This is a genomic window from Kitasatospora sp. MAP5-34 (assembly GCF_029894335.1).
Taxonomy (GTDB): Bacteria; Actinomycetota; Actinomycetes; order Streptomycetales; family Streptomycetaceae; genus Kitasatospora.
The window spans coordinates 52,241-77,121 of record NZ_JARXZC010000022.1 but is presented as its reverse complement, the minus strand read 5'-3'; the positions used below and the strand labels follow the sequence as shown (position 1 = coordinate 77,121).

Here is a 24,881-nt window from a genome sequence, read left to right as displayed (position 1 = left end):
ATTCACCTCCTTCCAATGTAGTTGAGTGCCGTGCGTTGCCGGAGGGGGCTCGGCGGCGCACGGCGGGTACCGGGGGCGGGTCAGAAGAAGCAGGGGTCGTCGAGGGCCGGCCCGCCCTGCCCGGGAACGATCTGCCCGCGCGCCTGACGCCACTCGCGCTGCTCGTCGGAGGCGGCGGCCGCCTCGACCACCGACTCGGCCTGCCGGACGCCGGTCCGGCTGCTGAGGCCGTTCAGGCTGGGCGCGGGGGTGGCCTGGTAACCGCCGAACCGTGCCACCGGGCTCCACAGCGGGACCACGGCGGGCAGCTCGGGGGCGAGGCCCTCGTGCTCCTGGGAGCTGTGCACGATGCGCCCGCCGACCACCGTGAGGACTGACTCGATGTGCGGGATGTCGGCCTCCTCCACCGTCAGGTAGTCCGCGCTGAGCACCGCGAGGTCGGCGTAACAGCCCACCGCCAGGCGGCCCTTGACATCCTGCTCGCCGGTGAGCCGGGCGCCGCCCAGGGTGTAGAGCTCCAGCGCCTCTTCGCGGCTGAGCCGGTTGGCCGCCGGGCGGAGGGTGCGACCGCTGACGGTGCGTCCGGAGACCAGCCAGTGCAGCGCGACCCAGGGGTTGTAGGAGGACACCCGGGTGGCGTCGGTGCCGGCGCCGACCGTCAGCCCGCGCTCCAGCATCGCCCGCACCGGCGGCGCCTCGGCTGCCGCTGCGGCGCCGTAGCGGCGCACGAACGCCTCGCCCTGGAAGGACATCCGGTTCTGCACCGAGACGGCGCCGCCGAGTGCGGCGATCCGGTCCAGGCTCGCGGGGGAGACCGTCTCGGCGTGGTCGAAGAGCCACCGGTTGCCGCCCGGGAAGAGACCCTCGGCGGCGAGTTTCTCGAACACCGCCAGGTCGCGGCGGATCGTCTCGTCGTAGCTGGCGTGCAGCCGGAAACCCCAGCCGTTCTCCGTCAACAGCCGCACGGCCTGCTCGAACCCCGCCTCGTACGGGCCGAGTTCGGGGCGTGGCTCGGTGAAGTTCTCGAAGTCGGCGGCCGCCCAGGTGAGGTTCTCCCCGGCGCCGTTGAGGCGCAGCCACTCGTCGCCGTCGCCCGGGCGGACGCTGGCCACCCAGCGCGCCAGGTCGTCCAGCTCCTGCCCGGCGGTCTGCGGGAACAGGTGGTAGGCGATCCGCAGCGTCAACTCGCCCTGCTGCGCGAGCTGCATCACGGTGCCGTAGTTCTCCGGGAAGCTCTGGAAGCCGCCCGCCGCGTCGATGGCGGAGGTGAGCCCGAAGCGGTTGAGCTCGCGCAGGAAGTGCCGGGTGGACGCGGCCTTGTCGGCCTCGTCCAGGGTCGGTGCCTTGGCGAGCGTGGAGTACAGCAGCAGGGCGCCGGGGGCCGCCAGCAGCATGCCGGTCGGCTGTGCGTCGTGGCCGCGTACGATCTGTCCGCCCACCGGGTCCGGGGTGTCGCGATCGAACCCGGCGGCCCGCAGCGCCGCCCGGTTCATCAGCGCCGACTGGTACAGGTGCAGGACGAAGACGGGGGTGTCGGGTGCGGCGGCGTTCAGCTCGGCCAGGGTCGGCAGCCGGCGCTCGGCGAACTGGTCGGCGGACCAGCCGCCGACCACGCGCACCCACTGGCCGGGCGGGGTGCGCTCGGCCTGGGCACGCAGCATGGCCAGCGCCTGGCGCAGCGTCGGCACGCCGTCCCAGCGCAGCTCCAGAACGTAGCCCAGGCCGCCTCGGATGACGTGCAGGTGCGAGTCGTTCAGGCCCGGGACGGCGCGCCGCCCGAGCGCGTCCACGACGCGGGTCTGCGGGCCGATCTGCGGCAGGACGTCCGCGTCGTCGCCGACGGCGCTGATCAGTCCGTCGCGGATCGCGATCGCACTCGCGCGCGGGCGCGACGGGTCGCCGGTGTACACCTTGGCGTTGCGTACCACCAGGTCGGCGGCGTGGTCGGGGTGGCCGGGGCGGAGCCCGGCCACTGGCATGCTCGACATGAGTTCTCGCTCTCTCTGCGGGGCGGGCCGGTCAGTCGCCGATGAAGGCGAGCAGTTCCTTGTTGACCTCGTCGGCGTGCGTCCAGATCAGCCCGTGCGGGGCTCCCTCCAGCACCACCAGGCGGGCGCCCTCGATGCGCTTGGAAAGCGGGATCGCGGTTGAGCGCAGCGGCAGCGTGCGGTCCGCGTCGCCGTGGATGATCAGCACGGGGACGTCGATCTTCGGCAGGTCCGCGCGGAAGTCGGTGAGCCAGGCCGGGACGCAGTCCAGGGTGGCCTTGGCGGAGGCGGAGACGCCGACGTTCCAGCTGTACTGGACCACCTGGTCGCTCACCCGGTCGCCGCCGAGCACGTCCACGTTGTAGAAGTCGGCGAGGAAGCCCGCGATGAAGGCGGGGCGGTCGGCGCGGATGGCGCCCTGGATCTCCTCGAAGACGATGCCGTCCACGCCGTCGGGGTTGTCGTCCGTGCGCAGCAGGAACGGCGGCACCACGCCCAGCATCACCGCCTTGGCGACGCGCTCGGAGCCGTAACTGCCGAGGTAGCGGGTGACCTCGCCGGTGCCCATCGAGAAGCCGACCAGGGTCACGTCCCGCAGGTCGAGGCCGGTCAGCACGGCGTCGAGGTCGGCCGCGAAGGTGTCGTAGTCGTAGCCGAAGGCCGGCTTGTCGGAGGCGCCGAACCCACGGCGGTCGTAGGTGACGACCCGGTGGCCGGCAGCGAGCAGCGCTGCCACCTGCTTCTCCCAGGACGCCCCGTTCAGCGGCCAGCCGTGGATGAGCACCACGGGCCGGCCGAAGCCGTGGTCCTCGTAGTACAGGTCGATGGCGTGCGAGTTCTCTTCGCCGACCGTGATGAAAGGCATGGTGACAGTCCTTGTCGTTCGGGCCGAACAGCGCGAGCCGCACGGTCCGTTGAGCTTGGCAGGAGTCAACCTAGGGTGACGTCGGGCCGCGACTGTCCTGTGCACGCACTGGCTCTGTCCTGTGCGGGCAACGACCGTGTGAGCAGCACCGGGACCGATCGCGCACCGGCGGCCAGTGCAGCGTGGGAACAGTCCTGGGCACGGCGGGAGCAGAGATCTCCGGGCGCCGCCGGATAGCGTCTTGGCTGTGCCGGAGCGCCTTCGGTACCGCTCGGGTCCCGAGCCATCGATGCCTTACGACGTCCCCGCTGATGTCCCCGCTGATGTCCGCGCCGACGTCCTTGTGACATCTCCTCAGCCGAAAGTGAGAACCACCATGGTCGACTTCGACCTCGTGCACGCCGCCCCCAGCTCCGACCTGCTGACGCCGGACAACTCGATGATGCTGTTCGTCGACCACCAGCCGCAGATGTTCTTCGGCACCGGCAGCGGCGACCGCACGGCGATCATCAACGCCACCGTCGGCCTGGCCAAGGCCGCCCGGGTCTTCGACGTCCCGGTGGTGCTGTCCACGGTGGCCGCCGAGTCCTTCTCCGGTCCGATCCTGCCCCAGCTGAAGGCGGTCTTCCCCGAGCACGACGTGGTCGACCGGACCTCGATGAACGCCTGGGAGGACGCGGCCCTGGTCGAGGCGGTCAAGGCCACCGGGCGCAGCAAGATCATCCTTTCCGGCCTGTGGACCGAGGTGTGCCTGGTGCTGCCGGCCCTCTCGGCGCTGGAGCAGGGCTACGAGGTGTACGTGGTCTCGGACGCCTCCGGCGGGGTCAGCCCGCTGGCCCACGAGCACGCCCTGCAGCGGATGATCTCGGCCGGCGCGGTGCCGGTGACCTGGATACAGGTGCTGCTGGAGCTGCAGCGCGACTGGGCCCGCACCGAGACCTACCTGCCGGTCATGGACGTGGTCAAGGAGCACGCCGGCGCCTACGGCCTGGGCGTGGTTTACGCGCAGACCATGATCAACGAGCACGCGGCCGGCTGACCGACCGGCAATCGGGCTACAGAGAAAGCGAGTTCACCAGTGAACACAGGTCTCCTCCTGCTCCGGCTGGTGGCCGGACTGCTGGTCGCCGGGCACGGAGTCCAGAAGGTCAGCTTCCATCTGGGCGGGCGGGGGCTGGCCGGCGGTACCGAGGAGTTCCGTCAGGACGGCTTCCGTGGCGGGGTGTTCACCGCGCTCACCGCAGGGGGCAGTCAGATCGGGGCCGGACTGCTGCTCGCGGCGGGCCTGCTGACACCCCTGGCCGCCGCCGGGGCGATGGGCGTGATGACGGTCGCGCTGACCGTCAAGCGGCCGCACGGGTTGTGGGTGCAGAACGACGGGTTCGAGTACCCGTTGGTGCTGGTCACGATCGGCGCGGTGCTGTCCGCCACCGGCCCCGGTGACTGGTCGCTCGACGCCACGCTCGGGCTGCTGCCCTGGCCGCTGTGGTGGCTGCCGGTGGCCGTGCTGGCCGGCGTCGGTGGCGGCCTCACCACCCGCCTCCTGCTGCACCGGCGTTGAACCACGTTGTCGGCGCGGATCGTCCCGTGCCGACAACGCTCACGCTCCCTCGGTCCCTCGTTCCCTCGGTCATGATCGGGCTGAACAGCTTCACGGCGCCGGCCGTCGCCTTCGCCGAGAAACAGCACCTGCACCTGGTCGACCGCGAGCGGCTCGCCCGCCGGGGTGCCGGCCATCACCTGTACGACGTCCTCGGGATCGACCGCACCGTGACCTGATCGGCCCAAGTCCGCTGCTGAGCAGGCGCCTCCGGTGGGTGACCGCCATCCGGGATGACGCCGTGTCCCGCTACGGCAACTGTCGGGCTTGCACAACTCCTGGGCAAGGGCAGTGTGGTGGCGCCGAGCCGCACGCTGCCCTTGCCCAGGAGTGCCGATGAGACCCAACCACCATCCCTTCCCACCGGGCCGCACGTCAGCCGAACGCTACGAATCCGGCGACAGGGTCGCGCAGGTCCGACGGTCGACGGTGGAGCCCCCAGCGGGGCTGTGGGCTACTCGCGCCAGTCCAATGCTGTGAGGTCAGGACGGTCGAAGCCGAAGGCGTGGGCGTAGAGCGCGAATTCGGTTTCGAGCGCGGCTGTCTGGTTCTCCAGTCGCCGGAAGCCGTGTCCTTCGCCCTCGAATGCGAGGTAGGCGTGAGGGACACCGCGACCGGCCGCTTTCACGAGGAGACGCTCGCACTGCTCAGGCGGGCAGACCCGGTCGTCGAGGCCTTGTAGCAGCAGGAAGGGCACCGTCAGGCGGTCGGTGCGGTTGACGGGGGAGCGGTCGCGATAGCGGTCGATCGCTTGGGGCAGGGGGCCGACCAGCGCGTCGAGGTAGCGGGATTCGAAGTCGTGGGTGCCGCCGGAGGCGAAGGCGACCAGGTCGAGGGCGGGGTAGTAGAGGGTGCCGCAGCGATAGGTTGTGACGGAGACCAGCGAGGCTCCGGCGGTCCACCCGCCCGCGCTGCGGCCCCGGATGCCCAGCCGGTTCGGATCGGCGAGGCCCTCTGCGACCAGCCCCAGCGCGGCGGCCTGGCAGTCCTCGACGTCGACCACGCCCCACTGGCCGCGCAACCGTTCGCGGTAGGCGCGCCCGAAGCCCGTCGAGCCACCGTAGTTGACGTCCAGTACGCCGACGCCGCGGCTGGTGAAATAGGCGATCGACAGCGAGAGCACCATGGGGCTGCGGGAAGTCGGGCCGCCGTGCACGAAGACGACATAGGGCGGCAGCGCGTGTTCGGGGCCCGCGTAGTCGGGGTTGCGCGGAGGGTGGACGACTGCATGCACCTCGCGACCGCCCGGGCCGGTGAAGGTGCGCGCATACGGCTTGGAGAGGTACGCGGGGTCGACGCTGTCGGTGTGCGGGTGGCCGATCACCTCGGCGGAGGGCACGGCACCGCCGGTACCGGGGCGGATTTCCACGACCTCATAGGATCTGGCGGGTCCCGCACCGCAGGCGACGACACGGGTACCGTCGGCGGGGACCGCGAGGGTCGGGGCCCACTCCGTCCAGGGACCCGGGACGTCGGTCAGCGTGGCGCACGCCGGGTCCAGGAAGCCGAGACGAGTGGTGCCACGCCCGTGCACGACGGCGATCCGACCGTCGGACAGCGGGGCGAACCAGCGGCAGCCGACTTGCCAGAGCGGACCGCCGAACTCCTCCTCGGCGGTGTGGAGAGCCATGACGGCACCAGTGGTGAGGTCGAGCCGGTGCAGGTTCCACCAGCCGTCGCGCTCACCCGAGAAGAGGAGTTCATCCGGGCTTGCCCACTCCACCTGGCAGACCGGCTCCTCGGGCCCGCCGGCGACGGTGCGCGGAGCGCCGAAGGATCCGTCCGGGCCGATGTCGGCGACTCGCAGTTCGGTGCTGTCCCAGGGCATCGCCGGGTGCTCCCAGCCGATCCAGGCGACCCGGCGGCCGTCGGGTGAGAGTCGGGGGCCGGTGATGAAGTGCCGGTCGGCGGCGAGCACTTCGACGGCGGACGGGTCGGCGGCGGCCGAGCCGTCGAGTGGGACGGCGACCAGGTCACGACTGACGGCGGCGGAGTCCGGTCCGTGGTGGGTCTCGCGGACGCACCACACGTCGTCGCCGACCATGATCGGGTCGACATAGCGGAGCGCTGCCGACTCCGTCGGCTCCGGGGTGAGCGCGACGGGTACGGCCGGTGCGGTGTCAGGGGTGACGCGGTACAGGCGCTGGTCGGCGAAGTGGGTGAAGACGATGACGGGACCCTGCTCGCCGGCCTGCCCCGTCCAGGGTGCGCCGCCGTACTCCATCACTCGGCTGCGTACGTTCCAGGGGGCGGGCAGCGCGTCCTCGGTGCGGCCGTCCGGGTGGCGGCGGACCAGAGTGAAGCGTCCGTTCTCGGCGGGCCGGGGTTCCGTCCACCAGGTTTCGGCGCCGACAGTGCCCAGCCAGTCCGGGTGTCCGCTCTGCGTCGATGCGTCGGTGGCCGAGATCGGTGACTGCCACGTGCCGTAGGGGGCGGTGACGGTCATACGGTGATCCTTTCGTCAGGTTCCCTGATTTGGTTGCTGCGGAGCCGCTTCCGGCCTGCGATCGCGGATCGGAAGCCTCAGTGGAACGTAGCCATAAGTGCCTTGCGGTCGGTCTTCCCAGAGTTGTTGAGAGGGAATTCATCGAATGCCCGGAAGCGGTTCGGAGCCATATGGCGAGGAAGTTTCGAGGAGGCGTAGGAGCGGAGCTCGCGGATGACCTGCTGATCGTCCTCAATTCGCCGAACGAAGCATGCCACCAGGGACTTCGCTCCGGTCCGGTCGGGAACGAGTGCGACGACCGCGTCTTCCACGTAGGGATGCCGCTTGAGTACCTCCTCGATCTCCCCGAGCTCGATTCGGAAACCCATGACCTTGACTTGCTGGTCGGCTCGTCCGACATACTCGAACTCCCCGCCAGGAAGGGCGCGGGCGAGATCACCGCTGCGGTAGTAGCGAGTTCCCGTAAATTCGTCGGAGAGGCGGACGAAGCTCTTCTGCGTGGTGTCCGGACGACGGTGGTAGCCACGGGCCACGCCATCCCCGGTGATCCACATCTCACCGGTCTCGCCCGGCGGGAGTTCCACCCCGTGCTCGTCCCTGATGCTGATCGAGAGATTCGACAGAGGACGGCCGATAGGAGAGCTGATGCCGCTCTCGAAGTCCGCGTCGGTCAGCCGCTTGAAGGTTGCGTGCACGGTTATCTCGGTGATTCCGTACATGTTCGTGAACTCGGGGGCACGGTTTCCGCAGCTCAAGCTGAACCTGCGGACGCAGTCCAGGTCGACCTTCTCCCCGCCGAATATTATGTGACGCAGTGCGGGCAGGGCCGCCGGCCGCTCCGCGTGCGCCTTGGCCAGGTGGCGGAAAACTGATGGAACCTGGTTGAGTACGGTGATTTTCTCGGCCGCCAGGAAATCAATGAAGGCTTCCGGTGTCTGTGTGGCATCGGCCGGCACCAGAGTTGCCCGGCCGCCTTTTGCGAAGGCTCCCCAGAGTTCCCACACGGAGAAGTCGAAGCTCATGGAGTGGAATATGCTCCATCGGTCGTCCGCCGACACGTCGAACAGCGGCAGGGCTGCCCGCAGCATCGACAGCACATTGGCGTGCGTGACGACGCAGCCCTTCGGGTTTCCGGTGGACCCGGAGGTGTAGATCATGTAGGCGGGGTCGGACCCTGCTATCCGCACGTCCGACACCCCCGCTGTTTCCTCCGGAGCCGCCTCCGGAGCCGCCTCCCGGGGGATCTCCCGGGGGTCGAGCACCCCCAGGTGCTGCGGGGCGAACGACTCGGTGATGTCCCGGGGGCCCACCACGAGCGAGACCTGGGCGTCGTCCAGTAGATAGTGCAGTCGTTCGAGCGGGTAGTACGGGTCCAGCGGCACATAGGCGTGGCCTGCCTTGAGAATGGCCATCATGCCGACCACGCTGCCCGGGGAGCGGTCGGCGACCACCCCGACGAAGACCGGCCCGCCCGGGGCGAGGGCGCGGATCCGCCGCGCCAACCCGTCCGACCTCCGATCGAGCTCCCCGTAGGTGATCGACTCCCCGCCCCCCGCCACGGAAATGGACTCCGAGTTCTCCCGGGCGACGGAACCGAAAAGGTCAACCAGTGATTCGGATCTGGACAGATGCACTTCCCACTCCCGGGGTCGGCGGACGAGGTCCCATACCTATGGAAATCAACAGCGGCGGACGGAGAGGTGCTGCTCCCACCGTCCGGAAGAAGCGGTCGCGGACGGCTAGTCCGTGAGCGGCGCGACGGGGCGTGCACCGCCGGATTCCGCCCCTGCGGCGATGCGCCGGGCGAGGAACGGCGTGAATCCGCCGGCGTAGCGCGATTGCAACTCCTCACGGTTCCAGTCGTCCCCCCTGATCTCGCTGCGGCAGTAGGAGGTGCCGCAACGGCAGTCTCCCGGGACGAGCCTCGCCGCGACGTCGCCGAGCAGCGCATAGTCGATGGTCAACTCCTCCCCTGCGGCCACCGCCCGACGCGTGGAGAAGGTCGTGGGGTCCGACATCCACAGGTTGGAGTCGCACGAATGATTGACATGGAGGGTCTCCCGCTTGTCCACCAGGTGGAACTCGTCGTCGATCTGGATTGCATCGTAGGCCACGTCGGAATACTTTCGACCCTCCCGGTGCGCGAAGAACTCGGCTCGATCGAGTCGCGTCCCCTCGAAGGTGAAGACGGCCTGGCCGGGCTCCAGTGCGATTCCGGCGAAAACCCCGAGGCCGTCAACGGCCGACTCGCCGGTGGTCACCGGGAAAAACGTGCGGAACATCTTGTCCAATCCTTTTCGGAAGGTCGGGAAAGCAGGTGGGAGAAATGTCCAGACGCTCGACGAGCGGCGGGGTCATCTGGACCTTGACCGGCGGACCCGATCTGCCCGGTCGCGCATGCTCCGGACTCGACCGTCCAGTTCTTCGTGCACGTTCTCTGGTGTCAGGCGGGCCGCCAGCAAGCGTACGGTCGGTTCTGAGTAGACCATATGTGCAGGTACTTCCGTGCCCAGTTCCCGGCTGATATTGCGGGAGGCGGAGAGCACCATCATGGAGTTTGCGCCGAATTCGAAGACGTCGTCGTCGGGGCCGAGTTCCGGGGTTTCCAACAGGTCGGCCCAGACCCGGTGGACAACGGCCTCGGGCCGGCTTTCCCCGGAGGTGTTCGACACCGGGGGCCGGTCGAGAGCACGGCTGGCGGCCCGCAGCCTGCCGTGCACCCCTTCGGTCGCTGTTTCCGGGCCCTGCTGGGCAGGCGGCTCCAGAGCAGCGATCGTGGTGAGCGGTGCCGCGACCGCAGCATCCAGGAACGCCGCGAAGGCAGTGGCCGTGCGCTCGGGTGAGCCGGGGAGGGTCTTCGCCGCGTCCACCGCCCACTCGATCCGGGTCGCGTCGGACCCGGCCGCTTCGGTGAGGAAGACCGACACGTCGTACATGGAGTTGACCGGGACTTCGCGCCACGGCTGGAAGCGCAGGCCGTCCGAGGCTGTGACCGGCGGTGCGAGAGCCTGTACCTGCTGGCTCAGTACCACCCGGGCCAGGCCCGAATCGCCGCGGGCGGCCGACCCGGGGAGGTCCTCCAGGATGTCCTCGTAGCTCAGATCGCTGTGCTCGACCGCCTGCCGGGCGAGCGCAGCCACCTGCCCGATGTAGTCAGCGAAGGACAGCCGGACGCAGGCGTCCACGGTGAGCTGGTCGCTCACGGGCACCAGGTTGACGAAATGCCCGACGGCGTCTGCGCAGTCCACCAACCGACGCTGCGAGATCGCGATCGTCACGGTCTGGACAGAAGCGCCGGTGCGCTGTCGCAGGAAGGCCTTCAGCGCGGCGAGTACCACCGTGAACGGTGTTGTCCCCGCTTGTCTGGCAAGTTCCAGCACAGCCTGCCAAGTTGCGGTGCTGACCTCGCGCCTCTGCATGTGCACTCTCCGGTCCGTCCGGTACGTCCGGTCCGTCCGGTACGACGGGGCGGGCGGAGGCAGCGCGGGCTGGGCGCGGAAGCCGGCCAGCGCCTCGCGCCAGTACGCGTGCAGAACGTCGCGTCGGTCGGCCCCGGGGGTCAGCAGCGGGTGCAGTGCGGCGAGTCCGCCCACACGTCGCAGCGCGATGTCGGGATCGTCGTACGCGGTGGCGAGGTCGCGTTGGAGTACCTCCGCCGACTCGCCGTCGAACACCAGATGGTCTGCGGCGAAGACGAGCACCGCGAACTCGTCGCCGAGCACCAGCTCGGCTTCCCACGGTCGGACCGTCACGTCGAAGCGCCGGTCCAGCCGGAGCCGGAGCAGCTCGTCGACCTCGCTCGCGGACCCCACCCGGACGACGGGGAGGTCCACCGCCGCCGGCGCGGACACCCGCTGCTCCAAGCGGTCGTCGGTGTTCACCGCGAACGTGGTGCGCAGGCTCTCCTGGCGGGCCACGACTGCGGCGAAAGCGCGGCGCATCCTTGCCACATCCACCGGTCCGTCCAGTCGGATGGCGTGGACGACCGTGGTCGCCGTGGCGTCCGCGTGCAGTTCTCGCCAGGCCCACAGCCCCTCCTGGGCGCGGCTGGCCGGGTAGGTTCCCGGCTCGACCGGTGCCGCCCGCACCTGCTGGTCGTCCGTTGACCCGTCGGCCAGGGCCCGGATGGTGGGACGGGACAGCACGGTCGCCGTCGAGACGGGCCGCTCGTCGTCGCGCAGGCGCGCGGCGACGTGTATCGCGTCCAGTGAAGTTCCGCCGAGTTCATGGAAGTTGTCATCGATGCCGACCGCGTTGACACCCAGGACCTCCGACCAGACGGCGGCAACGCGGCTCTCCCACTCCGTCCGTGGGGCCACGAACGGCTTTGCGCCGTCGGGGCGTTCCTGATCCATGGCCAGTAGCGCATCGGTGGCCACCTTTCCGTTGGCGGTCACCGGGAAGGCGGGGAGCACCATGATCCGGGACGGCATCGCATGCGGGGGCAGCTGTTCGGCCAGCTGTTGCCGGATGTCGGTCCCCCGCACCCAGGCAGGAGCCTCGACGGCCGCGATGAGCCGCTTCTCTCCGCTCTCGCCCGTGGCGAACACGAGGGCCCTGCGGATTCCCTCCATCGCGTTGAGGGCGGCTTCGACCTCGGCGAGCTCGACCCGGAACCCCCTCAGCTTGACCTGTCCGTCGCGACGGCCGCTGAACTCCAGGACGCCGCCGGGCAGGAACCGTCCGAAATCGCCGGTGCGGAAAACCCGCCTGCCCCGGACCTCGACGAATCCCCTGCTGCTTCCGTCCAGGTAGCCTCGGGCGAGGCAGGCACCGGAGACCAGGATTTCGCCCACCTCGCCCTGGGGGACCGGTTCCAGCAGCTCGTCCACGACCTCGACTGTGGAACCGGCGACGGCACGGCCGATGGGGACCCGGTGGTGGGGGTCCTCGACCGGGCCCACCAGGTGCAGGGTGGCAGTGACGGTGGTCTCGGTCGGCCCGTATCCGTTGACGATCCGCAGACCCGGCACGGCGGCCGCCAACCGGGCCAACAGCCCCTGGGGAATCGGCTCCACCCCCACCAGGACCCGGGCCGCCCGCCCCCCGCCTTCCTGCTCCGCCGCCTGGACCAGGGGCGCGAGCAGCCCCGGGGGGACGTAGGCGCTCTGGACCGCATCGCCGTCAAGGAACCGCCACAGTGCCTCGCCGTCCAGCAAGCACGCCTGGTCGGGTACGTGCAGGCAGCCGCCGTACAGGAACGCCGAGAAGATCTCCCACACCGAGACGTCGAACGACGGCGGTGCCAGGAGGCTCGCCGTGAACGCCTCCGGCGCCGGCGCCAGGGCCTCGTACGAGGAGAGCATGTTGAGCACGCTGCGGTGCTCCACCACGATGCCCTTGGGGGTGCCGGTCGAACCCGACGTGTAGATGACGTACGCGGCGTCGCCCGGGTCGCCGTCGACCGGCTGCCACGAGGAGGCGGCGAGGTCGGTGCGGTCGGCAAGCCGGACGAGCGGCAGGTGGTCGGGAGCCGGGGTTCCCTCGTTCGGGTCTGTGATCACCAACGCGGCCGGGGCGAGATCGGCGAGGATCAGGTCGCGCCGGGGGAGGGGGACATTCGGATCGATCACGCAGTAGGCGGCACCGGCGTGGAGGACGCCGAGCAGCGCGACAACGGTGTCGGCGGTCCGTCCGCCCAGCACCGCGACACGGTCCCCGCGACCGACTCCGAGTCGGGCCAGGTCCGCTGCCAGGGCGACTGCGCAGGTGCGGAGTTCGGCGTACGTCCAGGACCGGCCGTCGGCCGCTCGGAGCGAGGGGCGGGAGGGGTGCCGGTCGACCCGGTCGGCGAACACGGCGGTCAGAGTCGAGGACGGGACGGAGGAGGCTGCCATCAGCCGCGGTACCTTTCGTTCGCATCGGTCCGGAACGCGGAGTCGTCGCGCCGGTTCCGGGCCCGCCGGGCCGGGCCGCAGCGGTGGGCGGTCTGCGGGCCCCGGCTGGGCGGGTGCCTCTTCGGGGCTCCGAGTTCGCATCTGGTCAGAGGAAGTTGACGTTCTGGGCCAGCGTCAGTCGGCCTGAGTAGTTGATGGTGTTGGTGGCCGAGCGCATATAGGCGCGCCACGCGTCGGAGCCGGACTCACGCCCGCCGCCGGTGTCCTTCTCGCCGCCGAAAGCACCGCCGATCTCCGCGCCGGAGGTGCCGATGTTCACGTTCGCGATGCCGCAGTCCGACCCTTCGGCCGAGAGGAAGTACTCGGCCTCGCGCTGGTCGTTGGTGAAGATGCTGGAGGACAGGCCCTGCGGGACGTCGTTCTGCAGGGCCACGGCCTCGTCGAGGTCCCGGTAGGTCAGGACGTGCAGGATCGGTGCGAATGTCTCCTGCCGGACGCCGTCGGTCTGCCGGTCGAGGCGGACGAGGGCCGGCTCCGCGTACACCGCGTGCGGGGCCTGCGAGTTGAGCCTGCGGCCTCCGCCGACCAGTACCTTTCCGCCGTCCGCCCGGACAGCGCCCAGCGCGTCCTGCATGGTTCGGTAGGACTCGGCGGAGATCAGGGGCCCGACCAGCGTCGTGGAGTCGAACGGGTTTCCCGGGGTGAGGTGTCGGTATGCGGCGACGAGCCGGTCCGTGAGCTGGTCGGCGATCTCGTTGTGGACGATCAGGCGTCGCAGCGTGGTGCACCGCTGCCCGGCGGTTCCCGCGGCGGCGAAGACGATGGCGCGGACGGCGAGGTCCAGATCGGCGGAGGGCGTCACCACGGCGGCATTGTTGCCGCCCAGTTCGAGCAGGCTGCGCCCGAAGCGTGCCGCGACCCGTGGTCCGACCTCGCGCCCCATCCTGGTCGAGCCGGTGGCGCTGACCAGGGCGACTCGGTGGTCGTCGACCAGCACTTCGGCCAGAGTGCGGTCACCGAGCAGGAGCCGGTGCACATCGGCCGGCGCGCCCACCTCCTCGGCGGCGCGGGCCAGCAGCGCCGCGTAGCCCAGCGAGGTCAGCGGGGTCAGTTCGGAGGGCTTCCAGACCACGGTGTCGCCGCAGACCAGGGCCACTGCCGTGTTCCAGGACCACACTGCGGCAGGAAAGTTGAAAGCCGAGATCACACCGACCACGCCCAGCGGGTGCCAGGTCTCGGCGAGGCGGTGGCCGGGCCGTTCGGAGGCGATGGTACGCCCGTAGAGCTGCCGGGAGAGGCCGACGGCGAAGTCGCAGATGTCGATCATCTCCTGCACTTCGCCGAGCGCTTCGGAGTGGATCTTCCCGGCCTCGATCGTGATCAGTTCGGCGAGCGCGGCCTTGTGCTCGCGCAGCAGTTCACCGAGCCGGCGGACGAGTTCCCCCCGACGAGGGGCCGGAGTGGCACGCCAACGGAGGAATGCCGCCCGAGCAGCGGAGACCGCGTCTTCGGCCGTCGCCGGGGTGTCCGCCCGCAGGTCGAACAGTTCCTCCCCGGTGATCGGCGTCCGGGCCCGCAGCCCGTCGCCCTCCGGCACCGTGACGCCGAGTCGGGTGAGCGCGTCCAGCGCACGGGTTCGGAGGTCCTCGGTGCTGGGCAGCGAGTCGAAGGTGTCGGTCACGGGGATTCCTCGCAGAGAGTGCGGACGACGTGGAGAAGCAGGGTGGCTGCCTTCGCGCAGGCGTCCGGTTCGGAATATTCCCTCGGCGAGTGGCTGATGCCGTCGTGCCGACCGGGAACGAAGATCATGGCGGAGGGGCACAGAGCGGCCATCTCCTGTGCGTCGTGCCCCGCGCCGGAGATCAAGGACCGGTGCCGGTAGCCGAGCCGTTCAGCCCAGCCCGCGACGACCTGGCGCAGAGACTCGGCGAAGGGCACCGGCCGAGTTCGCACGGTCCGGCGGGACTCGCAGGCCAGCCCGGTCCGTTCGGCGCGGACCTCTTCGACGAGAGCGTGCAGATGCGCCTCGGCGGCCGTGAGCACCTCGTCGTCGGGTGCTCTCATATCCAGGCTGAACCGGGCGGTACCAGGGATGATATTGGTGACGCCGGGCTCCAGCAGCATACGACCGACGGTGGCCGTGAGGCCGTGGTCCTGGTGGTCCGAGGCGTACTCGAACATCCTGTCCGCCAACCGGGTCGCGGCGCGGGCCGCGTCCACGCGGAGCTGCGGAGGGGTCGCACCGGCGTGGGCGGCCCGTCCGACGACTGTCAGTTCGTGCCACGAGATCGCCTGGACCCCGGTCGGCACACCGATGTCCGAGTCCGACGAACTCAGCAACGGGCCCTGCTCGATGTGGATCTCGAGATAGGCCAGCGGAGCGTCGAGAACGAATCCGGGGCCGGCGAAGCCCGTGTCACGGAGAGCCTCGGCGAGGGTCACCCCGTCCGGATCCCGGAGTGCCAGGGCCTCGGCCAACGGAATCCGTCCGGCGGCGACGGCGCTGCCGAGCATGTCCACGCCGAAGCGTGAGCCCTCTTCTTCCGTGAAGACCGCGACGATCAGCGGTCCGCGGAGCACGATCGCTGCACTGCGCAGGGTGCGCACCACCTCCAGTGCGGCCAGGACCCCCAGTGCTCCGTCGAAAGCACCCCCTTGCGGCACGCTGTCGACGTGTGAACCGATCACCACTGGCGACCGTCCCGGTTCAGAGCCCTCGAGCCGGCCGAACACGTTGCCGACGGAATCCACCTGCACGGTGAGCCCGAGCTCCTCCATGCGGGCCATGATCCACCGTCGCGCCGCGACATCGGCGGGGGAGAGTGCCGGTCGGGAGACACCGAACAGGTCTGCCTCCGGGGCCTCGTAGCGGCCGAAGGACCCGAGTTCCTCCAGCGCCGACCACAACTGCTCCGGGTCGACCTCCAACTGGTCCGTCATGCGCTGCGTCGCCCCCACTCCTCGGTCTCGGTCCGCCAGGCGGTGTACTGGGCCGCCGCCCGGCCCGCTGTCCCGTCGTCGAACGTCCGGCGCCGGAACGCGGGTGTCTCGTCACGGGGTTGAGGGGTTCCGCCCGGGGCGACGGTGCCCGGCTCGGTCAGCTGCGTGCGGACCTGCATCAGCAGATCGAACGCGAGCCCGAAGGCTCCGGCCTTGCATCCCCAGAGGGATTCGTACCCGAACGGGTCCGCCAGGCGCTCGGTCCGGATGACGGCTCCCGTGTCGACACCCGGATCGACGTAGTGCACGGTTGCCCCTGCGGCCCGGAGGAAGCGCTCGCGGTCCCCGGTCGCCGCGACCTGCTCAAGCGCGTGCATGCCCCGCGCGTGGGGCAGCACGGCCGAGTGCCCGTTGATCACGGGCGGGTCGCCCGCCATGAGCCAGTCGGGCACGAGGATCTCGTCCAGGAAGACGAACACGGGGCTGCCGGGCCATTCCCCGCGGATCAGCCCGCGGGCCTCGACCGAATTGAACGTCGTGCCCAACTGCCGGTAGGGGGCGTCTTGCTGGGCTTGGAGCCCAGGGAGGCCGAACATGCGCACCATGGCCAGATCGGTCGGACTCAGGGCGCCGTACACCGCTTCCACCCGGCTGCGCTCCTGACTCGTGCCGAGTCGGCTGCCGGCCAGCTCGGCGTGGACGGCCAGGCGCCGCTCCAGCAGCGCGGGGTCGGCGGCTTCGCGGATGTACACGGGGTGCGCCGTCTCGGAGTCCGAGCGGCCACCCCAGGCATCGACGAGGAAGGCGGCGTGCAGGGTGGGTTCGCACAGCAAGGGACTTGTCATGAGACCTTCTCGGCAAGGGCGACACCGGCGAAGTGGAGATCAGGCAGGTCGGGCAGATTCTGTTCGGCCAGATGCTGCTCCACCCAGGTGTCGTCGTAGATGGTGTCGGTGTAGCGGTCCGCCAGGTCGGGCGATATGGCAACGGCGACCGTGTCGCCCCGGTCGGCCAGCCAGCGGAGCGCGCCGCTGACCACGGTTCCGGTCGAGCCGCCGGCCAGCAGTCCGCCGCCGGCCAGTTGCCGGCAGCACCGGACGCTCTCGCGTTCGGTGACGACCACCACGTCGTCGAAGACGGTCGGATCCACCAGTGGCGGTTTCAGGCCCGAGCCGAGGCCGGGGATGTAGCGGGTGCGCGGTGGCCCGCCGAAGGTCACCGAGCCCTCTGCGTCGACGGCGACCACGCGGACCCGAGGGTGGTGCTCACGGAAGTACTGTGTGCACCCCATCGCAGTGCCACCGGTCCCCACCCCGACGAACAGGACGTCCAGATCGGGGACCGCCTTGGCGATGGCCGGCGCGGTGCCCTCGTAGTGCGCCAGCCGATTGGCCTGGCTTTCGTACTGGTTCAGCCACATCAGGTGCGGGTCCGCCGCACAGCGCGACCGTACGTAGTCCAGGCGGGCCTGGAGGAATCCGTGGACGGGGTGCGGTGTGTCGATCATCACCACCTCGGCGCCGAGGGCGTGCAGAAGGTTCAGCGTGGAGTGGTTGCAGCGGACGTCGGTGACGCAGATGAAGCGGTAGCCGCAGCTGGCGGCGATGACGCCCAGCGCGACGCCGAGGTTGCCCGAGGAGGACTCGATGATGGTGTCGCCGGGCCTCAGGCGTCCGGTCCGCTCGGCATGCCGGACCAGGGCCGAGGCGGTGCGCAGTTTGATGGAACCGGCGGCGTTGTACCCCTCCAACTTCAGGTAGAGACGCCGCCCCGTGATCTTGTTCAGGTCCAGGAAGAGAGGCGGAGCAGTGATCTCGAACGGGTGTTGCACTATCGTCATCGGTATCCTCGGCACTCTTGAGTCGTCGACCCTTATGCGCTCGCGCCGACGGCGAGGACCGAGCGGTCCAGTGCCGCGATGGCCCGGTCTACATCGCCGATGCTGATGTTCAGCGCCGGTCGCATGCGCAGGGAGCGTTCGCCGCAGGGCAGCGCGATGACCCGCTCGACTCGGTACAGGTGGGCCAGCACCAGGTCACGGGTGATCTGGTCGGGCAGATCCACGGCAGCCAGCACACCGCGGCCCCGGGGGTTTTCGAGGACCCCGGGATGCCGGGCGGCCAGCGCGCCGAGCTGCTGCTGGAGGTATGCGCCGGTCCGGGCGACCAGGCTGAACCGGTCCTCGCGCTCGATCGCCTCCAGCAGCGCGGTCGCCCGGACCATGTCGGTGAGGTTGCCGCCCCAGGTGGAGCTGATCCGGGAGGACACCTGGAACACGTTGCAGGGGACCTCGTCGATCCGTCGGCCACCCATGACACCGCACACCTGGGTCTTCTTGCCGAACGCCACCAGGTCGGGCTCCAGGCCGAGCTGCTGGTACGCCCACGCCGTGCCGGTGGAACCGCAGCCGGTCTGGACCTCGTCGAGTACGAACAGGGCGTCGAACTCGTGGCACAACTCCTGCATACCCTTCAGGAAGTGTGCGCTGAGGTGGTTGTCGCCGCCTTCGCCCTGGATGGGTTCCGCGATGAAGCAGGCGATCGTGCCGCCGGCCTGCTCGAAGGCCGTTCGAGCCGCCGCCAGTGCGCTCGCGTCCGCCGCCGCGTTCTGCGCCGTGTACCGGTCCAACGGGAAGCGCTGCGCGGGAGACGGGATGCGCGGCCACGCGAACTGAGGAAAGCGCTCCGTCTTGGCCGGGTCGGTGTTGGTGAGCGACAGCGTGTAACCGCTGCGGCCGTGGAAGGCGTTCTCCAGGTGCAGCACGGACAGGTGGTTGGCGGTGTCGGTGCCGAGCCGCTGCGCCTTCCAGTCGAAGGCGGCCTTCAGCGCGTTCTCGACAGCCAGCGCCCCGCCGTCGATGAAGAACAGGTGCGGCAGAGCCGGATCACCGAGGACGCGGGCGAAAGTCGTCACGAACCGGGCATAAGCGGCCGTGTAGGTGTCCGGATTGGCGGTTTTGTTGATCGAGGCCAGGCGTAGCGCCGCCACCGTGTCCGGATCCTCCGTGAGCACGGGCGGATTGACTCCGAGCGGCAGCGAGGCGAAGAAGGTGAACATGTCCAGGTACTGATGACCTGTCAGTGAGTCGACCAGCCAGCTCCCGCGACTGGCCTCGAGGTCGAGTACGAAGTCGAAGCCGTCGGCCAACACGTGCCGGCCCAGCAGGCGGTGCACGTCCTGCGGCGTCGGCTCCTGCCCGCCCTGCGCCTGCTTCGGGGCATGCCGAGCCACATCTGTCATTTTCACGGAACAAGACCCCCATAGTTCCAGCGCGGCTGGTTCGTTCGGTTCCGGTGAACCCCGTGCGGGCCGAGACACTCGGGCGTGCATCCGGGGCAGGAGTTAGGGAAAAGAAAAGGAATCGACTCGCGACGGAGCTGGGAGGATGCCCCCAATGTCCGGATGGTGCTGCCGCGATCAGAGTCGATCAAGCTCCCGCCAGCATCGCAGCGTGGGCGTATCGTCGTCAACGTCAATTGCGCGCGAGGCGTCAGCAGATGGCAGCGGGCCCGCTACGTGGGGACTGAGGAAAATCCTCACTTGACCAGGCCGGACGGGCATCCATAGTGTGTCGCCGGTCGAGAGTTGATCATGGGGGTTGACGGCATGGAATTGCTGCGTAACTTTGATATTCCCAGCGGTTCGAGCGCGGGGAAGCAATCGAATCCGGTATTCAAGGTTGTCACGGGTACGACGGTCTCCGATATCATCGATTCCCGTCGGAACGAGCTGCGTGAAGTCGTCTGCGGGGCGTATCTTCGCTACCATCAAGGACTTTCCACGAATCCGGAGAGCCACTTTCTCAAGTTCCCCGACCGTCCCCGCGACCGCATCATCGCGCTGCCTGCGCGTGATCATGGCGACGAGGTCGACCGGGCCGGCATCAAGTGGATCTCCAGTTTTCCCGGGAACCTCGCCCAGGGGTTGCCCCGCGCTTCCGCCGTGATCATCCTCAATGACATGGCCACGGGATTTCCGGTGGCCTGCCTGGAGGCGTCGGCCATTTCCGCAGGGCGGACAGCCGCCTCGGCGGCGCTGGCGGCCCGGGAGCTGCATCGGAAGACCGAAGGTCAGGTTCTTGGCGTCATTGGCTGCGGCCCGATCGCGCGGGCGGTGCTGGGGCAGTTGGAGGCGGACGGCTGGTCCTTCCGGCGCACCGTCGTGCACGACCTCGACGCTGCGCGGGCGGACGCCTTCCGGCGCGGCTTCGCGGGTGAGACGGCTGCGGTGTCGAGCGCGGCCGCAGTCGTGGAAGAGTCCGATCTGGTGCTTTTCGCCACGACCGCAAGCGAGCCGTACTTTCTCGATGCGGCCCTTGTCAAGCCGCGGCACACTATTCTTCACATCTCGCTGCGGGACCTGGGCGCGGAAGTTCTCCGCCATGCCCAGAATATCGTCGACGATCCCGTCCACGCGCTGCGCGAGAAGACGTCCATGGGGCTTTCCGTGGAGCTCCACGGAGATTCGCTGATCTCCGGTACCCTGGCGCAGCTGATGGCCGGGGAAATGGAGCCGGATGCTGCCAGGCCGCGAATATTCTCTCCTTTCGGGCTTGGCGTCCTCGATATCGCCGTCGCTGATTTTGTCTACGGCGTGGCGGTCTCCACGGGTCGAGCCCAAAATATTCTTGACTTCTATTAAGCAAATGGAAAGGAGTGGAAAGTGGCACGCGGAAAGCCCGATGAATCCATCGGAATAGGCGAGATCTATTGCCTGCTGCCCGATTCCACCCTGGCGATCGGCGAGATCGAACCGGAAGCCGACGCAGACTTCATCGCGGCATCCGGAGCGCGGCAGGTGGGAATATTCCCGGGCCTGTCGCAGAGCGATCTGGCGGCCGAGGCCTGCCGGAGGCTCCTCGGGGCCGGCGACCGGTCCGCGGACGTGCTGCTGCACTGTGCGGGTCGAGCCCCGGACACACTGCTCGGCAGTGACGCCACCAAGGTGCAGTACGCCGCCGAGTTGTCGGCGGGCATGGCTTTCACCGTCGACGGGCTCGGCTGTGTCGGCTCCAGCGCGGCCTGGGGTATTGGCCGGGACCTGTTGCGCGCCGACCCCGCCCGCAGCCGGATCGTCATCACGCACGGAAGCAAGCCGACCGGACGGCTGCGAGTGCGGCCGCCGGTGACCGTGGTCGGTGACGGGGCCTTTGCCATGACCTTGGTCCGCGGCGGCCGCCCGGTGCTGGAGGCGCACGCGCTGGAGACCGAGGGGAGCTATCACGACCTGTTCAAGGTCGACTACAAGCGCACACCCTGGCACAGCTGGGCCGAAGAGTGCTCCGACCCCGCGCGGTACACCTTCGAGCTCGCCCTCGAGAGCCGGAACCGGCTCGCGGCGTTGACTGACCGGGTACTCGACACCGCCGGTGTGACTCTGGCGGAGGTCGGCGCGGTACTCATGCAGAACGTCTCGGCGCGGGCCTTCGACTTCTACGGTGACCTGCTGGGTACACCGATCCACCCGGTCTGCCGTGACGTCTTCGAGCGATACGGCCACCTGGGGGCGATGGACGTCGTCGCCAATCTCGATGCCCTGCTCAGGACCGGCGACGTCGGTCCTGGGGATCGGGTGCTGATCCTGAACAACAGTGCCGTGGCGGCGTGGTCGGCCAGCCTCTGGCGCGTCTGAGATCTCGGCCGCGGCCGAGTTGAGAGGTTGCCTTGGATTTCGCTGCTACCACAGAACAACGACGGATGATCGTCGGGGCTCGGACATTCGCGTCCGGCCTGGACCGGCTCGGCGAGGGCCTCGACGAATCCGACTTCAACAAGGCCGGCTGGGAGGCCTGCGCGCAGTACGGCGTGCTGGGCTGGCTGACTCCCCAGGAATACGGCGGGGCCGGGCTCGACCCACTGTCGGCCGCGCTGGCCCTGGAGGCCCTCGGGGCCGGCTGCGCGGACAACGGCCTGTTGTTCGCGGTCAACAACCACCTGTTCGCCTGCACCACCTACCTGCTCGATCACGGCACACCGGAACAACGCTCCGAGTGGCTGCCCGCTCTGGCCTCCGGATCCGTGATCGGTGCCCACGCGCTCACCGAGGTGACGGCGGGGTCCGACGTACTGTCGATGCGCACGGTGGCGCGCCGTGTCGGCGACCGGTTCGTCATCGACGGCCGGAAGACCTACATCAGCAACGGGCCTGTCGCAGGCCTGTTCGTGGTCTTCGCCCGCACCGACGAGGGCGCCCCCGGCCAGGCGTCCATCAGCGCCTTCCTGGTGCCCAGCACCCAACCGGGGTTGACGGTACGTCCGTTGACCAAGATGGGACTCGGCGGAACGCCGATGGGAGAGGTCACCTTCGAGGACTGTGCGGTGCCGACGACCTCGCTGCTGGGCGAACCGGGCGGGGCCTACCAGATGTTCCAGACCGGATTGGTCTGGGAGCGCGGATTCATGTTCGCCACGCAGGTCGGCGCCCTCGGACGACTCCTCGACGAGATGGTGGCGCACTGCAACGAGCGCCGCCAGTTCGGCCGCACCATCGGGTCGAACCAGTCCGTCGCGCACCGGATCGCCGACCACAAGGTGCGCGTGGAGACCTCGAAGCTGCTCCTGCACAAGCTCGCCTGGAAGGTCAAGGCCGGCCAATTGGCCATCGAGGAGGCATGCATGCTGAAGCTGTGGGTCAGTGAGGCCCTCAAGAGCATCTCGCTCGACCTGCTGCAACTGCGGGGCGCGGCGGGGTTCCTGGCAGGGGCTCCGGCCGAGCGGCAGGTGCGTGACAGCCTGGCGGCGACGATCTACGGAGGCACCTCCGAGATCCAGCGTTCCGCGATCGCCGCGATGTCCGGCCTGGTCGTGAGCGGGGCTGCCTCATGATCACTCGTCAACTGCCACTCCGCGTCCCGCTGACGGACCAGTCCCAGATCCACGAGCTCGGACGTCAGGTGTTCTTCCTCTCGGAGCGGATCCACGACTTCACACTGCACCGGAACGCGGACGGGTCCGTCACGGAGATCTCCCTGGAGATCGACGGCGATCCGGGGACGGCCGACCTGGAGAAGACCTTCAACGACTTCGTCGACCGGGAGATCCGCAACCGCTGGGGGCTGCCAGGCATCGAGTTCTGGAAGTCCTCCCGGGATCCGGGCGACATCGCCCTCCACGATTTCGACGCGCTGACCTCGGCCGGGCTGTTCAAGGAGATCGCGCCGGGACAGGTGCTTCTGGCAGAGGGCGCCGTCCGCCTCTACCGGCAGCTCGACCGGGCGCTGCTGCGCCGGGTCGGCTCGAGGTTCACGGCGCAGGAACACCAGTACCCGGCCACCTTGCCACTGGCTGTCCTGCAGCGCAGCGGCTACTTCGGGTCCTTCCCGCAGCACGTGTACTTCGCCTCCCGGATCCAGGGCGAACTGCCGGTGTACGAGCACCTCGCGCGCAGCAGCGGTACTCCGGAGCTCGGCCGGCTGCTACTCGAGAACGCGGCACCGGTGGACCGGGTCCTGCCGCCGACCATGTGCTATCACACCTTCGCGCAGTTCGCCGGCTCCCAGGTTCCCGCCGGGCTCACCTGTGTGACCAGCCGAGGAGCGGCCTTCCGGCACGAATCCCGCTACCACCGCACGGCCGAGCGGCTGAGTGACTTCACCATCCGGGAGACCGTCTTCCTCGGCCCGCCGGAGCAGGTGGAGGCGGCAGTCGCGGAACTGCGCGGACAGGTGCAGGACCTCGTCGACGAACTCGGCCTGGCCGGCTGGTGCGAGCGCGCCAACGATCCCTTCTTCGCCTCCGGCGCGGATGCGGGGCGTGCGGACACGCAGCGCATGCTCGACCTGAAGCAGGAACTCCGGCTGCCGATCAGCGCCACGGAGTCCTTGGCGGTGGCCTCCTTCAACATCCACCGCACGCATTTCACCGAGAGCTTCGACATCCGTGGCGACGGCGCTGCCGACGTCCACTCGGCCTGCGTGGGTGTCGGCCTGGAACGGCTGGTCTACGCAGTGCTAACCCAATTCGGACCTGATGAAAGCCGCTGGCCCGCCCTGCTGGGAGCGGTAGAAGGAGATGCCGTATGACACGCGATTCGGAGCGACGGAAGGTCACCGTCGTGGGAGCGGGCACCATGGGCGTGGGGGCTGCCCATGCGTTCGCGGTGGCGGGGGAGGACGTGCTGCTGCTGGACAAGGACCAGCAGGCGCTGGACCGCGCGCTCGAGCAGATCGAGGCCAATGTCCGCATGTACGGCATGCTCCAGCCCGAACTGGCTGTCGACGACCCGCGCCGGGTGCTCGACCGGATCACGGTGGGGACTGACCTGGGGGCAGCCGCCGGCAGCGACTGGCTGATAGAGAACGTGACGGAGAACCATGCCGTCAAGAAGGAGGTCCTCTCCTACCTCGACCAGGTGTGCGCGCCCGGGGTTCCGTTCGGCGTCAACACCTCGGCCATCCCCATCGGCGTCCTCGGGTCGTACACCAGCCGCCCGGAGCGGGTCGTCGGGGTGCACCTGATGAACCCGGTGCCGTTGAAGCGCCTGGTCGAGGTGATCCCCGGCCCGCTCACCTCGGAGGCGACGGTGGCCGCCATGCGGGCCCGGCTGCACGGGGTCGGCAAGGACACCGTGGTGGTCAACGACTCGCCCGGGTTCGTGACCAACCGGATCGCGATGCTGATGGTGAACGAGGCCGTGCACCTGGTCGCCGAGGGGGTCAGCGATCCGGCCGGCATCGACCGGCTCATGCGCGGTTGCCTGGGACACCAGATGGGCCCGTTGGAGACCGCTGACCTGATCGGCCTCGACACCGTGCTGTTCTCGCTGGAGGTGCTGGCCACGCACCGGGACGAGGAGAAGTTCGTCCCCTCCTCCCTGCTGCGCGAGTACGTGGAGTCCGGGCGGCTTGGCCGCAAGTCCGGACATGGCTTCTATTCCTACGCTTCTTAAAGAGTTGACGATGAATCACATCCATGACGAAGTCCGGAAGTTCCTGATCGAGCGGGGGATGCCGGCGGAGTTCGCCGACGGTGACGACCTGTTCGCGGTTGGCGGGCTCAGCTCCCTGATGGCCATGCAGATCGTCACGTGGGTCGAGCGCCACTTCGACATCCCGGTCCGGGCCGACGACCTCCGCCTGACCAACTTCCGCAGTGTCGAAAGCATTTGCGCCTTCATCGAAAGCCGGACGTCCTCGCTGAGCGTGACGACCACCGGACTCCGGTAACAGCCGCCGATCCGGCATGAGTTGCGACAGGACGCACCACTT

At 69.2% G+C, this 24,881-nt stretch carries 20 protein-coding genes; 9 read left to right on the top strand and 11 right to left on the bottom strand.

The features are described 5' to 3' along the window. Positions 1-80 precede the first annotated feature (80 nt). Together P3T29_RS19225 and P3T29_RS19220 are read right to left on the bottom strand one after the other, a co-directional pair. Positions 81-1,988: an amidohydrolase gene (locus P3T29_RS19225; RefSeq protein WP_280717744.1), complete on the bottom strand. Its 1,908-nt coding sequence runs from the start codon at positions 1,986-1,988 to the stop codon at positions 81-83. A gap of 31 nt (positions 1,989-2,019) precedes the next feature. After that, on the bottom strand, positions 2,020-2,853 hold the full coding sequence (locus P3T29_RS19220; RefSeq protein WP_280717743.1) for an alpha/beta hydrolase: 834 nt from the start codon (positions 2,851-2,853) through the stop codon (positions 2,020-2,022). Between the two features lie 376 nt (positions 2,854-3,229). Here P3T29_RS19220 and P3T29_RS19215 point away from each other — a divergent pair, with 376 nt between their 5' ends. The 3 genes from P3T29_RS19215 to P3T29_RS19205 all read left to right on the top strand — a co-directional run bounded on the left by P3T29_RS19215 (position 3,230) and on the right by P3T29_RS19205 (position 4,632). Further along, complete coding sequence (locus P3T29_RS19215) at positions 3,230-3,892, top strand: hydrolase (RefSeq protein ID WP_280717781.1); 663 nt, start codon at positions 3,230-3,232, stop codon at positions 3,890-3,892. 39 nt (positions 3,893-3,931) lie between these two features. Then, positions 3,932-4,414: a DoxX family membrane protein gene (locus P3T29_RS19210; RefSeq protein WP_280717742.1), complete on the top strand. Its 483-nt coding sequence runs from the start codon at positions 3,932-3,934 to the stop codon at positions 4,412-4,414. A 71-nt stretch (positions 4,415-4,485) separates the two neighbouring features. Next, positions 4,486-4,632, top strand: coding sequence for a hypothetical protein (locus tag P3T29_RS19205; protein ID WP_280717741.1), 147 nt, complete (start codon positions 4,486-4,488; stop codon positions 4,630-4,632). Positions 4,633-4,907: 275 nt separating this feature from the next. Here the strand turns inward: P3T29_RS19205 and P3T29_RS19200 are convergent, their stop codons facing one another. The 9 genes from P3T29_RS19200 to lat form a co-directional block, all read right to left on the bottom strand. Beyond that, positions 4,908-6,899: an LpqB family beta-propeller domain-containing protein gene (locus P3T29_RS19200; protein ID WP_280717740.1), complete on the bottom strand. Its 1,992-nt coding sequence runs from the start codon at positions 6,897-6,899 to the stop codon at positions 4,908-4,910. 77 nt (positions 6,900-6,976) lie between these two features. Next, positions 6,977-8,533 (bottom strand): amino acid adenylation domain-containing protein, encoded by a 1,557-nt coding sequence (locus tag P3T29_RS19195; protein WP_280717739.1) that lies wholly within the window; start codon positions 8,531-8,533, stop codon positions 6,977-6,979. Positions 8,534-8,638: 105 nt separating this feature from the next. Further along, on the bottom strand, positions 8,639-9,181 hold the full coding sequence (locus tag P3T29_RS19190) for an SET domain-containing protein (RefSeq protein ID WP_280717738.1): 543 nt from the start codon (positions 9,179-9,181) through the stop codon (positions 8,639-8,641). Between the two features lie 72 nt (positions 9,182-9,253). Beyond that, positions 9,254-12,736 (bottom strand): amino acid adenylation domain-containing protein, encoded by a 3,483-nt coding sequence (locus tag P3T29_RS19185; RefSeq protein WP_280717737.1) that lies wholly within the window; start codon positions 12,734-12,736, stop codon positions 9,254-9,256. A 145-nt stretch (positions 12,737-12,881) separates the two neighbouring features. Further along, positions 12,882-14,417, bottom strand: a complete 1,536-nt coding sequence (locus tag P3T29_RS19180) for an aldehyde dehydrogenase family protein (protein ID WP_280717736.1) — start codon at positions 14,415-14,417, stop codon at positions 12,882-12,884. Further along, entirely contained in the window at positions 14,414-15,676 is a 1,263-nt protein-coding gene (locus tag P3T29_RS19175) for a Zn-dependent hydrolase (protein ID WP_280717735.1), read from the bottom strand. The genes P3T29_RS19180 and P3T29_RS19175 overlap by 4 nt, the downstream gene beginning before the upstream one ends. Beyond that, positions 15,673-16,521 carry a formyltransferase family protein gene (locus tag P3T29_RS19170; RefSeq protein WP_280717734.1) on the bottom strand — a complete coding sequence of 283 codons (849 nt, stop codon included), beginning with the start codon at positions 16,519-16,521 and terminating at the stop codon, positions 15,673-15,675. Before P3T29_RS19170 ends, P3T29_RS19175 begins: the two co-directional genes overlap by 4 nt. After that, positions 16,518-17,516 (bottom strand): 2,3-diaminopropionate biosynthesis protein SbnA, encoded by a 999-nt coding sequence (sbnA, locus tag P3T29_RS19165; RefSeq protein WP_280717733.1) that lies wholly within the window; start codon positions 17,514-17,516, stop codon positions 16,518-16,520. The genes P3T29_RS19170 and sbnA overlap by 4 nt, the downstream gene beginning before the upstream one ends. A gap of 32 nt (positions 17,517-17,548) precedes the next feature. Continuing rightward, positions 17,549-18,907, bottom strand: coding sequence for an L-lysine 6-transaminase (gene lat / locus P3T29_RS19160; RefSeq protein WP_280717732.1), 1,359 nt, complete (start codon positions 18,905-18,907; stop codon positions 17,549-17,551). A 375-nt stretch (positions 18,908-19,282) separates the two neighbouring features. Here lat and sbnB point away from each other — a divergent pair, with 375 nt between their 5' ends. From sbnB to P3T29_RS19130, 6 genes are all read left to right on the top strand, one after another. Continuing rightward, positions 19,283-20,317: a 2,3-diaminopropionate biosynthesis protein SbnB gene (gene sbnB, locus P3T29_RS19155; RefSeq protein WP_280717731.1), complete on the top strand. Its 1,035-nt coding sequence runs from the start codon at positions 19,283-19,285 to the stop codon at positions 20,315-20,317. Positions 20,318-20,338: 21 nt separating this feature from the next. After that, the gene (locus P3T29_RS19150; RefSeq protein WP_280717730.1) at positions 20,339-21,307 is read left to right on the top strand and encodes a 3-oxoacyl-[acyl-carrier-protein] synthase III C-terminal domain-containing protein; all 969 of its coding nucleotides are present in this window, start codon (positions 20,339-20,341) and stop codon (positions 21,305-21,307) included. A 65-nt stretch (positions 21,308-21,372) separates the two neighbouring features. Further along, entirely contained in the window at positions 21,373-22,500 is a 1,128-nt protein-coding gene (locus P3T29_RS19145) for an acyl-CoA dehydrogenase family protein (RefSeq protein WP_280717729.1), read from the top strand. Further along, positions 22,497-23,696, top strand: a complete 1,200-nt coding sequence (locus tag P3T29_RS19140) for a hypothetical protein (protein ID WP_280717728.1) — start codon at positions 22,497-22,499, stop codon at positions 23,694-23,696. The genes P3T29_RS19145 and P3T29_RS19140 overlap by 4 nt, the downstream gene beginning before the upstream one ends. Continuing rightward, entirely contained in the window at positions 23,693-24,562 is an 870-nt protein-coding gene (locus tag P3T29_RS19135) for a 3-hydroxyacyl-CoA dehydrogenase family protein (RefSeq protein ID WP_280717727.1), read from the top strand. The genes P3T29_RS19140 and P3T29_RS19135 overlap by 4 nt, the downstream gene beginning before the upstream one ends. A gap of 10 nt (positions 24,563-24,572) precedes the next feature. After that, positions 24,573-24,839, top strand: coding sequence for a phosphopantetheine-binding protein (locus P3T29_RS19130; RefSeq protein WP_280717726.1), 267 nt, complete (start codon positions 24,573-24,575; stop codon positions 24,837-24,839). Positions 24,840-24,881: the final 42 nt, after the last annotated feature.

Bases quoted from the DNA above. Each gene is read 5' to 3' on its own strand.
- P3T29_RS19225 (WP_280717744.1), bottom strand. From the start codon at position 1,988: ATGTCGAGCATGCCAGTGGCCGGGCTCCGCCCCGGCCACCCCGACCAC.
- P3T29_RS19220 (WP_280717743.1), bottom strand. From the start codon at position 2,853: ATGCCTTTCATCACGGTCGGCGAAGAGAACTCGCACGCCATCGACCTG.
- P3T29_RS19215 (WP_280717781.1), top strand. From the start codon at position 3,230: ATGGTCGACTTCGACCTCGTGCACGCCGCCCCCAGCTCCGACCTGCTG.
- P3T29_RS19205 (WP_280717741.1), top strand. From the start codon at position 4,486: ATGATCGGGCTGAACAGCTTCACGGCGCCGGCCGTCGCCTTCGCCGAG.
- P3T29_RS19200 (WP_280717740.1), bottom strand. From the start codon at position 6,899: ATGACCGTCACCGCCCCCTACGGCACGTGGCAGTCACCGATCTCGGCC.
- P3T29_RS19190 (WP_280717738.1), bottom strand. From the start codon at position 9,181: ATGTTCCGCACGTTTTTCCCGGTGACCACCGGCGAGTCGGCCGTTGAC.
- P3T29_RS19185 (WP_280717737.1), bottom strand. From the start codon at position 12,736: ATGGCAGCCTCCTCCGTCCCGTCCTCGACTCTGACCGCCGTGTTCGCC.
- P3T29_RS19175 (WP_280717735.1), bottom strand. From the start codon at position 15,676: ATGACGGACCAGTTGGAGGTCGACCCGGAGCAGTTGTGGTCGGCGCTG.
- P3T29_RS19170 (WP_280717734.1), bottom strand. From the start codon at position 16,521: ATGACAAGTCCCTTGCTGTGCGAACCCACCCTGCACGCCGCCTTCCTC.
- sbnA (WP_280717733.1), bottom strand. From the start codon at position 17,516: ATGACGATAGTGCAACACCCGTTCGAGATCACTGCTCCGCCTCTCTTC.
- sbnB (WP_280717731.1), top strand. From the start codon at position 19,283: ATGGAATTGCTGCGTAACTTTGATATTCCCAGCGGTTCGAGCGCGGGG.
- P3T29_RS19145 (WP_280717729.1), top strand. From the start codon at position 21,373: ATGATCGTCGGGGCTCGGACATTCGCGTCCGGCCTGGACCGGCTCGGC.
- P3T29_RS19140 (WP_280717728.1), top strand. From the start codon at position 22,497: ATGATCACTCGTCAACTGCCACTCCGCGTCCCGCTGACGGACCAGTCC.
- P3T29_RS19135 (WP_280717727.1), top strand. From the start codon at position 23,693: ATGACACGCGATTCGGAGCGACGGAAGGTCACCGTCGTGGGAGCGGGC.
- P3T29_RS19130 (WP_280717726.1), top strand. From the start codon at position 24,573: ATGAATCACATCCATGACGAAGTCCGGAAGTTCCTGATCGAGCGGGGG.